The sequence below is a fragment of the Myxococcus hansupus genome (assembly GCF_000280925.3).
Lineage (GTDB): Bacteria > Myxococcota > Myxococcia > Myxococcales > Myxococcaceae > Myxococcus > Myxococcus hansupus.
Genome location: NZ_CP012109.1, coordinates 6,528,219 through 6,542,159, shown reverse-complemented (window position 1 = coordinate 6,542,159; position 13,941 = coordinate 6,528,219). Strand labels below are relative to the sequence as shown.

Annotated in this window: 11 protein-coding genes; 3 read left to right on the top strand and 8 right to left on the bottom strand. The window is 68.0% G+C overall.

Going from position 1 to position 13,941, the window contains the following annotated elements; translation table 11 throughout:
- Positions 1-6: 6 nt before the first annotated feature.
- On the bottom strand, positions 7-2,241 hold the full coding sequence (locus A176_RS25420) for a S9 family peptidase (RefSeq protein ID WP_049872383.1): 2,235 nt from the start codon (positions 2,239-2,241) through the stop codon (positions 7-9).
- Positions 2,242-2,318: 77 nt separating this feature from the next.
- Between A176_RS25420 and A176_RS25415 the strand changes: the two genes are divergently transcribed.
- Together A176_RS25415 and A176_RS25410 are read left to right on the top strand one after the other, a co-directional pair.
- Entirely contained in the window at positions 2,319-3,224 is a 906-nt protein-coding gene (locus A176_RS25415) for a LysR family transcriptional regulator (RefSeq protein ID WP_002633123.1), read from the top strand.
- A gap of 221 nt (positions 3,225-3,445) precedes the next feature.
- A complete protein-coding gene (locus A176_RS25410; RefSeq protein ID WP_002633122.1) occupies positions 3,446-4,399 on the top strand; it encodes a VWA domain-containing protein in 954 nt (317 codons plus the stop codon).
- A gap of 57 nt (positions 4,400-4,456) precedes the next feature.
- Here the strand turns inward: A176_RS25410 and A176_RS25405 are convergent, their stop codons facing one another.
- The 7 genes from A176_RS25405 to A176_RS25375 form a co-directional block, all read right to left on the bottom strand.
- The gene (locus A176_RS25405; RefSeq protein ID WP_002633121.1) at positions 4,457-5,404 is read right to left on the bottom strand and encodes a dockerin type I domain-containing protein; all 948 of its coding nucleotides are present in this window, start codon (positions 5,402-5,404) and stop codon (positions 4,457-4,459) included.
- A 62-nt stretch (positions 5,405-5,466) separates the two neighbouring features.
- Positions 5,467-7,710 carry an RCC1 domain-containing protein gene (locus tag A176_RS25400; protein ID WP_002633120.1) on the bottom strand — a complete coding sequence of 748 codons (2,244 nt, stop codon included), beginning with the start codon at positions 7,708-7,710 and terminating at the stop codon, positions 5,467-5,469.
- 27 nt (positions 7,711-7,737) lie between these two features.
- A complete protein-coding gene (locus A176_RS25395) occupies positions 7,738-8,892 on the bottom strand; it encodes a cytochrome c3 family protein (protein ID WP_002633119.1) in 1,155 nt (384 codons plus the stop codon).
- Positions 8,889-9,173 carry a hypothetical protein gene (locus A176_RS25390; RefSeq protein ID WP_144429616.1) on the bottom strand — a complete coding sequence of 95 codons (285 nt, stop codon included), beginning with the start codon at positions 9,171-9,173 and terminating at the stop codon, positions 8,889-8,891. The genes A176_RS25395 and A176_RS25390 overlap by 4 nt, the downstream gene beginning before the upstream one ends.
- Positions 9,174-9,222: 49 nt before the next feature.
- Positions 9,223-10,080 (bottom strand): hypothetical protein, encoded by an 858-nt coding sequence (locus A176_RS25385; RefSeq protein WP_002633117.1) that lies wholly within the window; start codon positions 10,078-10,080, stop codon positions 9,223-9,225.
- 97 nt (positions 10,081-10,177) lie between these two features.
- Entirely contained in the window at positions 10,178-11,443 is a 1,266-nt protein-coding gene (locus A176_RS25380; protein ID WP_044890974.1) for a hypothetical protein, read from the bottom strand.
- Positions 11,444-11,793: 350 nt separating this feature from the next.
- Positions 11,794-12,855, bottom strand: a complete 1,062-nt coding sequence (locus A176_RS25375; protein WP_002633115.1) for a helix-turn-helix domain-containing protein — start codon at positions 12,853-12,855, stop codon at positions 11,794-11,796.
- A gap of 142 nt (positions 12,856-12,997) precedes the next feature.
- Between A176_RS25375 and A176_RS25370 the strand changes: the two genes are divergently transcribed.
- Positions 12,998-13,792, top strand: a complete 795-nt coding sequence (locus tag A176_RS25370; protein WP_002633114.1) for an MBL fold metallo-hydrolase — start codon at positions 12,998-13,000, stop codon at positions 13,790-13,792.
- The last annotated feature ends 149 nt before the right edge of the window (positions 13,793-13,941 follow it).

The following is a 13,941-nucleotide window of genomic DNA, read 5'->3' as shown; positions in this document are numbered from 1 at the left end:
CGGTCCTCACTGGGGTGAGCCCAGGGTCCGGAGGAAGAACAGGCCCACGTCGTCCTGGAAGTAGCGGCTGGCGGGGCCCATAGGGGAGTGGGGCTGTCCGGGCATGATGAGCAGCTCGAAGCGCTTGTTGGCCCGGATGAGCGCATCCGCCATCCGCATCGTCACGGAGAGCGTGGCATTCACGTCGCTCGTGCCGTGCATCAGCTTCAGGTGCCCCTTCAGCTTGCCGGCGAGCGCGAGGTTGTCGCCCACCGCGTAGCCTTGGGGATTCGCGCTGGGGAGGTCGAGATAGGGCTCGTTGATGATGGCCTCCTCCTCCAGTGCGCCCGAGGCCACGGCATATCCCGCCTTGAAGAAGTCCGGCGCCGTCAGCATGCCGCGCAGCGCGAAGTATCCGCCCCAGGAGGCCCCGTGAATGCCGACCCGCTCCAGGTCCATCCACGGGCGCGTGGCGGCGGCCTGCTTCAGCGCCGCGACGTAGTCGGGAATCTCCGTCTGTCCCACGCGGCCGTAGTTCGCGTCCTGGAAAGCCTTGCTCCGCCCTGTCGTTCCTCGAGGGTCCAGCATCACCACGACGAAGCCGAGCTGCGCCAGTCCGCTGGCGGTCAACGACATGTGATTCCCGACGTAGCTCCAGGGAACCATGGTGGTGAAGGGGCCCGCGTAGATATAGGCGAGCACGGGGTAGCGCTTCGCGGCGTCGAAGTCGCGTGGCTTGTAGAGCACGCCGTGGAGGGGCGTGGTGCCATCCGCCGCCTTGACGAGGAGTGCCTCTGGCCGTGTGTCACCCAGCGACTCGACTTCACTCGCGTCCGAGGTGGTGAGTCGCACGCGTGGGCCCCCCGTCACGGGCACCAGCTCCCGCAGCCGCGGTTGTGTCCGCGAGGACCAGGTGTCCACGTAGTACCGGCCCGAGGGGGACGGCGTGATGCGGTGCATTCCCGAGCCTGACGACAGCCGCGTCAAGGCGCCGCCCTTCAGGCTGCCTCGGTAGAAGAGGTGCTCGTACGGCGCGCCGCTGTCGGCGGAGGCCAGCACATAGAGCGCGTCGCCCGTGGGGGCGATTCCCACCACTTCATGCACGGGAAAGGCACCTCGCGTGAGCTGCCGCACGTGCTTCCCCGACCGGTCATAGGCATACACGTGGCGCCAGCCGTCGCGCTCGGACATCCAGAGGTAGCCGCGCCCTTCTGGCAGCGCCGTCACCTGTTTCGCCCAGCCGCCCACCGCGAAGTCGAGGCCGGTGACGAAGGTCTCCGGACGCTCCTCGCGCAGCACGTGCCGGCGTTTGCCAGACGTGGGGTCCACGGCCGTCAGGTCCAGCCGCTTGGCGTTGCGGGAGAGGTGGAGGCACAGCGCCTCGGTGCCCTCGGGGTTCCAGCCGGCGAACCAGTCATACGTCTCGCCTTCGACGGGAGGAATGCGTGTCACGCGGCCCGTCGCGACCTCCACGACGTGAAGCTCCGAACGCGGCAGCGGCGTCCCCGCCTTCGCGTACGGCATCATCGTCACCTTCTCCAGTGCGCTGGTGTAGTCCACGACGGGCACCTGGTGGACGGCGCGCGAGTCTTCCCGCCACACCGTCAGGAAGCGGCCGTCCGGTGACCAGGGGCGCTCTGGAATCCGCCAGTCGAGGTGCTGCTCGCCCGTGCGCTCGACCACGGTCGCCCCCGCCGCATCCTGCACCGCGAAGCCCCCCGGTCGCTGGAGGGCGAGCGCGCCTCCTCGCGGTGCGAAGAAGTGAGCCGGGGACAGCGTGAGCGCGGTTCGGTCCTCCGGCGGGAGCAACGTGACGCGGCCACCGGTGAGGCCCAGTCCGAACGTCTTGCCCTCCAGTTGGAACACAATGCCCTGTTCATCGGGAGTGAACGCGACGTCGAAGAACCGGGGCGCCGTGACGGGCTTGCCCATCAACGACGAGAGCTGCTGCCGCAGGTGCTCGCCGGAGAGGAGCGGCTTCAGCTCGCTGGTCTTCGCGTGCGCCAGCACCCAGGTTCCGCCGTCCTTGCCCTCGCGGGACCAGAAGACCAGCCGGTCGCCTGCTCGCATCCACTTGGGCGTGACGAGGCTGTCCCGCAGCAGCTCCACCCGCCGGGTGAACCGGTGCGCCAGGTCCAGCTTCGCTTGAGTGCCGGCATCAGGTGTGGCTCCCGAGGCGGGTGGGGCGTCTTCGAGCGCCAGGGCCGGAGCCCCCGAAAGCGCTGTGAGCACCAGTCCAAGGGGGACGAATCGGAGTCGCATGCACCGGATGGTAGGAAGCCGCATCCTTCACCACCAATATATCTTTCGAGGCGCATCGAGACGGATATCGTCTCAATATGGAATTCCGTCAGCTCCAGCTCTTCATCGCGGTGGCGGAGGAGCTGCACTTCGGGCGCGCCGCCGCGCGCATCGGCATGGCTCAGCCGCCCTTCAGCCAGCAGATTCGCCGGCTGGAGTCCGAGCTGGGCGTCGAGCTGCTCACCCGCACGAGCCGCCGCGTCGCCCTTACCGCCGCGGGAGCACGGTTGCTGGAGGAGGCGCGCGCCTTGCTGGCCCGGCGCGCGGACGTCATCCATGCGGTGCAGCAGGCGGCGAGTGGGGAGACGGGCAGCCTGCGAGTCGGCTTCTCCGCGTCATCCGCGTTCGGCGTCCTGCCGGACATCGTGCTGCGTTTCCGCACGAAGTTTCCAAAGGTGAAGCTGGAGCTGGATGACAGCGAAACGTTGAATGTGGGCGCCGCGCTCTCCGCTGGCGAGCTGGACATCGCCATTGTCCGGGCGCCGTTTCGCCACGAAGGGCTCATCGTCGAACGGCTGCTCCGGGAGCGCTTCGTGCTCGCCTTGCCAGCACGGCACCCGCGTGCCCGTCAGCAGGTCGTCGCGCTGTCCTCGCTGGCGAGCGAACCCTTTGTGCTCTTTCCTCGCCACTCCGCGCCGGGCCTGCATGACCTCGTGACGAGCATGTGTCTGGCGGCGGGGTTCTCCCCGAACATCCTCCAGGAAGCCAGCTCATGGCCTTCTGTCGTTGGCATGGTGGAGGCGGGGCTGGGCCTCACCATTGCGCCTGCGTCTTCCCAGGCACTGTGCCCCAAGGGCGTCGTGTTCCGCCCGCTGAGCGGCGCGCCCGGTCACGCGGAGCTGGTGGTGGCCTTTCCCGGACCGCGCCCGTCACCCGCGGCGCAGCACTTCCGGGTCCTCGCGCACGACGCCGTCTCGCGCTCGGGTAGAAGCGCCGCTGACTGAGCGGCGCTGTAGCACGTCAACGTTTGCGGGGTGCCGTCTATTACGCGTTGATGAGGAAAGTGATAGCATGTTTGTCGATGCCCGGGGGTGGTTGCGTTCTCCGGACGGAGGCGTTTACGCGCCGGGGAAGGCGGGCATCCAGCAAAGCGCGATTTTGAAAGGGTGGACACATGATGACGTGTAGCGGATGGGTGCGTCTGTTCGCGGCAGTGGGTCTGGTCATGCTGTTTTTTCCCGAGGCCGCGAAGGCCCAGCCTGTCTTCATGGAGGAGCATGTCATCATCCTCATTGACCGCAGTGGCTCCATGGCTGGGACGCGGACGGATGGAAGCACCCGCTTCCAGGCGGGGCTCCTCATGGCGAGGGATGACGTGGAGTTCGCCAGCCCCTCCGTGACTCGGTACACCTCTGTCTGGTCTTTCGAGGGGACCACCTATCGCAAGCACCTCGACTTCACGGTCGACACCCAGCAGGTGTTGAATGCCCTCAATTCCATCCAGGTGGGAATCGGCGTCACGCCGTTGGCCTACGCGGCATGTGACGCCGTGGATACGTTGATTGGCTTCCGCACCCATGTCCTGGCGAGGAAGCGGATTCAGCTCAGCTCGGATGGCATGGAGAACAGCAGCCCCCCGGGGACGCAGTGCCAGGGACCCGACAGCGCCACGATGGCGGCCCAGTCCTGGCAGTGGAAGGTCCGCAACAAGCTTCGGACTGGCAATGCCCAGAACCCCAACCCGGTTCCATTCACGATTGTCTCAGACGTCACCTTCTTCGGCAGCTTCGTGACGGGGCTCTCGGCGAGCGAAGCGTCGGACTCCCTCATCCATGAGGTCTCCGAGAACGGGAGGTCCCTGGTTCCGGCCGGTCACGCGCTCCCTCCGGAGGACCCTTTCGTCGCGTACCTTCGAATGCTCGCGGTGGAGTCTGGCGGCCGGATGCGCGTGGTGGGCGACAGCGCACCCCGGCCCGTTCATGGAGACGTCAACGGGGATGGGTGTGTTGACATGAGGGATTACGACATCCTCCTCGTGAACTTTGGTCTGCGGGTGCCTCCCGGGGACCCGAGGGCCGACGTGAACCGTGACCAGGTGGTGGACTACTCCGACTACTCCGTCCTCATGGCCAACTGGGGCATGGGTGGCCGGTGCACCGCGACGCTCGGGGACGAGTAACGCTGTTCTGAAAACGCCCGGCCCGGTGCAAGCATTCGCGCCGGGCCGTCGTGTCCGTCACTCCTTGTCGAGCTTGCCCACGGGACCGCACCCGCTACCAAGGTTGTTCAGGACGATGTTGTAGTCGGTGATGTCCACCCGGCCGTCCTGGTTGATGTCCGCCTGGGGCGGCGCGGGCGGGACGCTCATGCCGTAGTACCCCACGACGAAGTAGAAGTCGGTCATGTCGACACAGCCATTCTGGTTGGTGTCGCCCGGGTAGGGAACGGGGCGGCTGTCGTCGACGACGGTGTAGACACCGCCCGACTCCCGGGACAGCCCTTGCAACAATGCCAGGAAGGGCGGCAGGGGCGGCGTCGACTTCTGAGGGGCCAGCGTCAGGTAGTTGTAGAAGACGTTCGCGTCGAGCACGAGCTGGTAGTCCGTCTGGCTGTCGCGCAGCGGGTCCCCCGTCTTGAGCATGTTCCGGACCTTCCACTGCCAAGAGTCTTCCTCGAGCTGCGGGTAGCGCGTGGTGCTGCGCGGCCCGTAGCAGAGGGACGTCGTGGGCGAGCTGTTCTCCTCGCCATCCGAGATGAGATAGACGACCTTGCGCGCGTCGACGCCGGGCTCGAACCGGAGCAGCTCGTCGGCGGCATCACAGACGGCGTGCGCCAGCGGGGTCGCGCCGCGCCCCACCGTCAGCCGGCTCAAGGTCAGGCGCGTCGCATCCTCGTCATCGAACCCCTGCTCCTGGATGTAGCCCGTGCCCTCGAAGGTCCAGACGGCGTACTTGCGAGGAAGGGCATTGGGCAGGCGCACATAGTTGGCCGCGAGGGACACCGCCTCCTCGAAGCGCGTCAGTCCCGAGACGCGCGTCGTCAGCATGGTGGCGCTTCGGTCGATGAGCACGATGACGTGCTCTTCCGTGAAGGCCCGTGCCGCGGTGCCGGACAGCAGTGTCAACGCGAGGCCCGTCTTCGCGAGCGCGCGAGGGCCCAGCTTGGAGGCGAAGCTTTGCAACATGGTGACGCTCCTTGTCGGAAGTGAAGGCCCCGCGGGTGCCAGGGCGCGAAGTGGGCGCGGGGCTACAGACCCTGGACCTGGACCGGGAACCAGGCCTCGACGGTGTCACCCGTTCCCAGTTGGCCGTGGCTGTTGAGTCCCCAGGCCCAGAGCGTGCCGTCCGCTCTCACCGCGAGCGAGTGCAGGTCTCCCGCGAAGATGGCCGTCGCGTTGGACATGCTGACGACCAGGCCAGGGGTGAGGCGATTGTCGCTGGTGCCATTGCCCAGTTGTCCTTCGAAGTTGAAGCCCCAGGCCCAGACCCAGCCGTCCGAGCGCAGCGCCAGCGAGTGGTAGGTGCCCGCGGTGATGGAGGTGATGGCGCTCAACCCCGAGACCTGGAGCGGAACCGCGCTGCCCTGCGTCGTGCCGACGCCCAACTGCCCCGATGCGTTGTAGCCCCAGGCCCAGACGGTGCCGTCCGCGCGCAGCGCCAGCGAATACATCTTCCCCGCGGCCAGGGAGACCACGTTCCCCAGGCCCACGGCCTGGACGGGGAGGATGGTCCACGTCCGCGTTCCGTTCCCCAACTGGCCGTCGAAGTTGTAGCCGAAGGCCCAGACCGTCCCGTCCGAACGCAGCGCGAGCGAGTGGCCGCCTCCCGCGGCGATGGACACGATGTTGGTGAGCCCCGACACCTGGACGGGCTGCGTCCGGTCTACCGTCGTCCCGTCCCCAAGTTGTCCGTAGCGGTTGAAGCCCCAGCCCCAGACGGTGCCGTTCGAGCGCAGCGCGAGGGAGTGGTAGTCCCCCGTGGCGATGGAGGTGACGCCAGTGAGGCCTGGCACCTGGACGGGCGTGGAGCGGTCGGTGCGCGTGCCGTCGCCCAACTGGCCATACTGGTTCGTTCCCCAGGACCACACGGTGCCGTCCAGGCGGAGCGCCGCGGTGTGCCGGTGCCCCGAGGACACGGAGGTGATGCCCGTCAGGTTCACCGGGAGCGGCAGGGAGCTGTTCTGCTGGGTGCCGTTGCCCAACTGGCCCTGGTTGTTGTCGCCCCACGCCCACAGCCGTCCATTCGCCCCCAGCATGACGGTGTGGAGCTGGCCGGACGTCGCGTCCGCGCGGCCCAGGGCGAGCCCGGTGACCTGCACGGGCGCCATCCTCGGCTGGAAGGTGGTGTCACCCAACTGGCCGAAGACGTTGTCTCCCCAGGACCAGGCCGTTCCGTCCGCACCCAGCGCCACCGAGTGGCGGAAGCCGGCCACCAGGGTGACGCCGCCTGTCATCCCCGCGTGGAGCGGCACCGCGCTGCTGGTGAGGTTGCCCGTGCCGAGTTGCCGGTAGCGGTTGTCTCCCCACGCCCATACCGCGCCGTCGGTGCGCACGGCCAGCGAGTGATAGTTGCCCGCGACGACGGTTCGCGTCTCGGTGAGGCCAATGAGGACGGGCAACGTCCGCTGGACGGTCGTCCCATCGCCGAGCTGCCCGAAGGCGTTGTAGCCCCAGGCCCACGCCGTTCCGTCCGCGCGCAGCGCCAGCGCGTGGTACGCGCCCGCGGAAATGTGGGTGACCGCATCCAGGTTTGCGACCCGCACCGGCGCGGCCCGGCGCACCGTGGTGCCGTCCCCGAGCTGCCCGTACCGGTTGTCGCCCCAGGCCCAGACGGTGCCGTCCGCGCGCAGCGCCAGCGACGAGGAGCCACCGGCGACGACCGCGACGATGTCGGAGAGACCGGGCACGGGAATGGGGACGGGGCTGCGGGTGAGCGTCGCGCTGCCAAGCTGGTTGCTGCGGTTGTCGCCCCAGGCCCAGACGGTGCCATCCGCGCGCAGCGCGACGGCGTGCGCGAACCCCGAGGCCAGGGACACGCCCTGCGTCAGCCCGCTCACGCGCCGGGGCTGGGCGCGGGGCGTGAGCGTTCCATCGCCGAGCTGGCCGCTCGCGTTGTCGCCCCAGGCCCAGACGTCGCCATTCTCGTCCAGGGCCAGCGAGTACTGGTCTCCGGCCGCCACGGACACCGCCGACGCCACCCCGGCCACCTGGACGGGCGCGGCCTTGTCCTGGGTGGTGCCGTCACCCAACTGGCCCAGGCGGTTGAAGCCCCAGGCGAAGACGGTCCCCTCCGAATGCACCGCCAGGGAGTGATACTGCCCGACCGCCAGCCGCACGGGAGGCAGGCGCGCTCCAGCGCGCTGTCGCACCGTCTCCGTTGCGGAGTCGCGCTCCTGGACCGCGTCCACGCCGCAGGCGGTGGTGACGCTCACCAGGGCCAGCAGGCCGCCCAGCCAGGACCATCTCCTCGCACCATCGCTGCTCGGGCCCATCGTGAAGCTCCTTCCGAAGGTGGGTTGTTACGGCCGGCACCACGTCTTTCCCTGCGGGTCCGGACAGCGCTCCAGGACCCATCGCCCGATGAGCCCCAGCGTCTCCTGGGGAATCGGCGCGCCCGCCATGGGCATGCCCGGGAGTGCCGCGACGAGCCCGTGACGGTCCTCCTCGTGGCGCGTCGCCAGTCGCATCCAGAGCTCACGCCCCGAGCGGTCGCGCAGGTACTGCTTCATGCCGGCCTCGTTGGCGGTGAAGGCCCGGGCGGCGCGGGGACTGGTGGCGTGGCAGTGCACGCAGGTGGCGGTCCGGAAGAAGGGCCCCCAGAGGAAGTTCACGAAGCCAGGCGGCAACTGGGCGGGCATCGGCGTGGCCTCGAGCTCCAGCGCCGCGACGCGCGCATCCAGTGACTTCTGCTCCTCGGTGCGCATCGCTCCGAACAGGCGGTGCAGCAGCCGGGCCTCGTCGAGGTTGAGCGGCACCTCGGGCATGGTGCGCGTTTCCGGCCGAGGCGAGGTGACCCGGTTGTTCGCGTACGCGTGAATCCATTCGGGGGTGAAGAGCCCGAGCGTCACGGCGCTTCGCCCGGAGAGCCGCTGCTCCCCGGCGTGGCAGCTCTTGCAACGCGACGCCCACAGCGCGTCCGCCTGCTGGCGCTCCGCGGTGTTCAGGGGCACGGCCTTCGCGGCCCGGGCCACCGTCTTGACGCCCAGCATGCGGGCAATCTCCGCGAGCTCGCGGGGCCGCAGGTCGGGATACGCCATCATCCGGGGGGCCCGGCCGCCCTCGACGACGGAGAGGGTGCTCGGGCGCTTGAGGAAGTCGCCCAGCCGTTCCAGCGAGATGCGCGGCACCGCGCCCTCCGGCTCCACGCTCTCCGGCGCGCTCATGTACGACAGGGGCGACACCGTCGCCATGCTCTTCAGCCGCTCCTCGCGCACCGGAACGGCGACGTAGCGCGGGTCCTGGATGCGCTGGTGCCGCTTCACCGCGACGTCGTTCAGCTCCGCGTGACAGCCGAAGCACTGCGCGTCGGTCCAACGGCCCAGCCCGTTGCCGAAGCGCTGCTGCGCCACGGTGCGCTTCGAGGTGTGGCAGCCCGTGCACTCCTCGGCCTTCTCGCCCAGGGCATGGGCCGGCAGTCCCAGGAGCAGCAGCAGCGTGAGCACGACGTGCTTCAAGGCTCGCCTCCCGGAGCATCGGTGATGAGGACCCGCGACGGGTCGTCGCCCATGGGCCGCGCCAGGTCTCGGCACAGCGCGTGGAAGGCCTCGGCGCTCGCGGCGTCCGGGGCCTTCAGACAGCGTTGGTAGGCTTCCACGAGGGCATGCCCCGTCACCGTCCACGCCGCATCGGGTGTGGACGGCGGTGGCAGCTCGGCCAGGACGCAGGTTCGCAGCGCCTTCGCCCGCGTGTCGTCCGGGGGCCGCGCGTCCTGGCAGCCCGCCATGACAAGCGCCACGATGAGAGGCCACCCTCGGGTCCAGTGAATCATTCCGGAGTGCCCGCGCTCAAGGCACCGCAACCTGGCCGAACCGGATGTGCAGGGGCTTGGGGATGCACACGAAGAGGCTCTGCTGGGCGTTGGCGGCGCTCATCGTCGCGGTCTCCGCCGCGCCATCCAACTGGAAGAGCTGCATGTAGAGTTGCCAGCCTTCCCGAGGGTCCTGGGTGGCGAAGAGCTGCGGCTGGGTCTGCGTGAGCATGACGGACTCGAAGAGGAGGTCCCAGTAGTTGCCCGTCCAGACGCCCGCCTGGGAGACCTGGAGCACGCCCGCGGTCCGAAGCGCCTCGTTGATGGCATTCACACTCATCCGAGGGCTGGTGGGCTCACACAGCGGAACCGTGGCGTCCAAGGTCATGACCGGCCGCGTGGAAATGAAGTCCCTCACGGTCGTTTCATAGTCGGCGGTGAAGTAGAGGCTCAGGGCGCACACCACCGGGTATCCCGCGGTGAGGATGGTGGGTTTGTAGTTGGCTGGCATGAAGGACAGGAGGTCCTTGATGCCCTGGGACGCTTGGCATTCGCCATGCGCGGGGAGGGGGCTCGCGCTGACGTCGATGATGCCGTGCTGGTTCACGAAGGGGATGTAGAGGCCCTGGAGGTGGGCCGAGGGCCGCAGGTTGACGATGATGCGCCGCAGGGTGCCAACGGTCGACGTTCCCGTCGGAACCTGCGTGTACTGGGTGTAATAGACCGGGCCCCGGTTCTGCCCTTCATAGGGCACGAACACCATGCCCGATTCCTCGAGGGTGCGTGCGTAGTCCAGCGTGAGCCCGGGGGTGGCTGCGGACGCCGGCTGCGAGGCGAACGCAACGACGAAGCAGAGACACACCATGACCGAGGCAAGGATTCGATAGGCGGACATAAGAGAGAGGGACTCGTGGGCAGGGTAGGGGACGGCGTGAGGGGAGGCGCCCGTGCCGCGGCGCCTCCCCTGCGGAACCAGTCAGACGCTCAGCGTGTCACTGGCCCACGCGCGCGCGGCAGGCCGGGTTGTTCATGTCGTACACGACGGGGTACCCGAAGCCGCCCGTGACGCAGTCGATGTTCAGCGTCGTGTTGGCATTGAAGGGGGCGGGGCCCTGGTTGTACGCGATGGACATGACCTCGTTGCGCGTCGTCACGATCTTCTCGTAGTTGGCGCGCAGGGTGAAGATGGCCGCCGGCTGGGTGGAGACCGGGCCATTGACGGCCTGGATCTTCGTGAACAGCTCCTCCTGCAGCGAGTCCTTCAGGGCCTCCACGATGGCGTTGAAGTTCGCGTCCGACGGCGCCCGGTCGGTCCAGGTGCCGTTGGTCTGCCGGTACTCGATGAAGATGCCACAAGGCGTCGTGCCGCCCTGGCACGTGGCGATCCGCTCGAAGAAGGCGCTGATTTCAATTTCGACACACGAGTTGAGGTGGAACGCGGTGTAGGCGCTCGCCTGCTCGAAGAGGGACTGCCAGTTGATGGTCAGACGCGCCTGGCGGGTGAGGGTGTTGGCGGAGATCAACCACTCCGTGGTGGCGGACAGCGAGGCGTCAAAGTTGTCACCAAACAGCATGGTGTCCTTGAGCGACTGGGTCCAATCCGGCAGCAGCATGGCCTGGAAGGAGACGTTCTGGTTGGCCGTGCTGTTGGCGGGCGCGGGGTTGCTCGTGAACTTGTACACGACGTTCGAGTCGACGAAGTTCCCCTCCAGGTCACGGACCCTGCACTTGGGGACCCGCTGGGTGACCTGATTGCCGTTGGGGAAGGTGATGATGAACTCCTCGACCTCGCACTGGGTATCGACGCGGCCGGTCAACGACTGTTGGGCGAAGAGGTTGAACGTGGTGCGAGCGCTCTTCACCGGGGCGGGGGCGATCTGCAGGCCCTGCCGCGCCGCCTCCGTCTGGAGACGCTGCAGGGCGGCGAGGTCCGCCGTGGGCGAGAGGGTGCCACCCAGGTTCGTCAGCTCCATGCCCTGGAGCACGCCGCTCGGCGGGTAGTAGGAGTTGATCTGGAAGCGCGGAATGGGCGCCGGGCTCTGGGGAGACTGCACCGCCAGGTTGCCGAGCTTCGGCACGAAGTAGACGAGGTTCGGATTGTCCGAGTCCGCCAGCAGCGCGAAGTCGTTCAGGACCTGCGCCGAATAGCTACCCGGCGGTGCCACCGCTGTCGGGTGCATGGGTGCGGCGACCGCCTGATTCACGGTGCCCGTGAGCAGTGCGAGCATGGCACAGGTCGACAGCTTTGAATTCTGCATGGATTTGCCTTCCTTCTTCCGTCAGTGGGGATGTGAGCCTGGACTGCGACAGCCGTTACGGGGTGCGGCAATGGCAAGGCCTATCGGTACGTGTGTTGCCGTAGGCGTTGAAGCGCCCCAATCCCCAGCGGCCCATGTTGACGACGCGTACACCGGCGCCAGGAGGCGCGATGGTGGCCGCAAATCTGTCATTCATGTGAACTGAGCCAGCCCAGAAATGACTGAGGTTCGGGTCGGCGCGCATTAAGCGGCAGTCACCAACGGGATGTCAAGGTTCACCCTGAGTGTTGTTCTGTCCGAGAAAAGTTCGCTGTCACGGAAGGGCAGGCAGTCCGTGTCAGGGATTGCCACTACGGCGTTTCGGTTGTCGAAACCGAGACGTGTTTGTTGCGCAGTGGATGAACGGGGCGCCGCGGTGGTTGCGGTGACTTCACGTTCCCGAAGGCTTGCCGGTAGTGAACGGGTGTCATGCCCGTGGTCTGCTTGAACGCGCGGTGCAGGCTGCTCTCGTTGAGATAGCCCAGTTGTTCGCCGATGACCTTCAAGGGCGCCAGCGAGGTCGTCAAGGCGTCGCTCACCTGGCGCAGTTTGACCAGACGCAGCCATGCGCCCGCTGAGCGCCCGGTGTGGGCTTCGATTTGACGGCACAGCGTGCGTGGCGACACGGCGCAGTGCTCGGCGGCGCGGGTCAGGCTCAATTCGGAGGCGGGAACGGACTGGGCGTAGACGAGCAGCCGGCGCAAGGCCGTGGAGTGCAGCTCCATCAGCTCCACCGGACGAAACGCGGGATGTGCCGTTGGAGGACGCGGGAGCATCAACACCTGCTCGACGTCGCGCATCACTTCGGGACTGACCCACTGTCCCAGTTGCTGCGTCATGAGGGGCAGGTACCCCTGGGCGCCCGAGGCGGTCACCGCCCCTCGGTCCGCCACCAGCGGCTCCGGGAATCGCCAGCGAACACGGGCGAAGCGGCGCTGGAGGAGGTGCTGGAACCACCAGGTTCCGGTGGCGGCCTTCCCGTCCAGCGCGCCGGCCGCGGCGGCGAGCGCGACCCCGACGCAGTAGCTCCAAAGCGCCTGCCCCGTCGGCGCCTGACGCAGCGCTTCGATGAGCTCTGCCTGGCGCCCGAGCATGGTCTCGACGTCCGCCTCCTTTTCGGCCCAGAACCCGGGCAGGAGGCACACGTCACAGGGGAACTCTCCCAGGACGTGGCGTGGGCGCAGCGTCAGCCCGTCTTCGGTGACGATGGGTTTGCGGTTCAGCCCGAGCCAGGCGAGCTCGAACACCGCGCGACCCGCGCGTCGATTCACGGCCCGTACCAGGTCCGCGGTGGCGAGCAGCCCGGCGGGCATGCACCCCGGGTAGAGCAGCAGTCCCAACCGCAGCGACCCTGGACGGGAAGGACGCTTCACGGCCAGGCCCCTTCATGCGTGGGAAGGCCCGTGGACGCGCCTGGCTGGAAGTGCAAGTTCATTGTCACTTCCTGCCATTGTGGCCGCCGGCCGCCTGGCGCACAAGTGCATGGCAACTCCACCTGGAGAGGAGAGGACACCCATGCATGTCACTCAGTTGCGCAACGCCACCGTGGTGCTCGACTTCGAAAGCGGCGGTCGCCCCGTGAGTCTGCTCGTCGACCCCATGCTGGCTGCGCGCGCGGCGCTGCCCACGCTGAAGTGGTTCACCCGGACGCGGCGTCGCAATCCGCTCGTGGACCTGCCGCCGAGGAGCAGCGAGGTGCTGGCCTCGGTGACACATGCCCTCATCACCCATTGCCAGCGGGGCCACTTCGACCACCTGGACCGTGCTGGAGCGCGCTTCCTGCGTGAGCGCGACATCCCTGTGTTCTGCACGCCGCATGACGCGTCGTATCTGCGCGAGCGCGGCATGCGTGCTCAACCCGTGAGCTCGCTGGAGCGCGCCCCCTTCTTTCATGGGCACATCTCCGCCATCCCTTGTGTTCATGGCCGGGGATGGGTCGGGGGCTTGATGGAGCATGGCGTGGGCTACTTCATCGAGCTGCCCGGTGAACCCAGCGTCTACCTCGCGGGCGATACGCTGCTCACCGATGCGGTCCGCGCCTGCATCACGGAGCGGCGCCCGGACATCGCCATCGTGCCCGCGGGGGGCGCGCGCTTCGACGCGGGCGGGGACATCCTGATGGACGGAGACGACGCCCTGGAGCTGGCCCGCCTCACGACGGGCCGCGTCCTCGCCAATCACCTGGAGGCGTTGGACCACTGTCCCTGCACCCGGAAGAGCCTCCGCGCGGCGGCGCGACAGGCCGGGTTGGAGCACAAGCTGCTCGTCCCTGAGGATGGCGAGCGCTACACCTGTCCTCACGGCGGCTGACGCAGGCACGTGTCCTGACGGAGTGTCCAGGTTTGGGTCGGCACGGGGGCCGGGACAACCGTTGCCCGGCGGAACAATCGTCCACCGCCTCATTGTCTCCAGGACATTCGCAAAGGCGCGGGCGAGCCCGGCCTTGTCTTCCTTTGTCC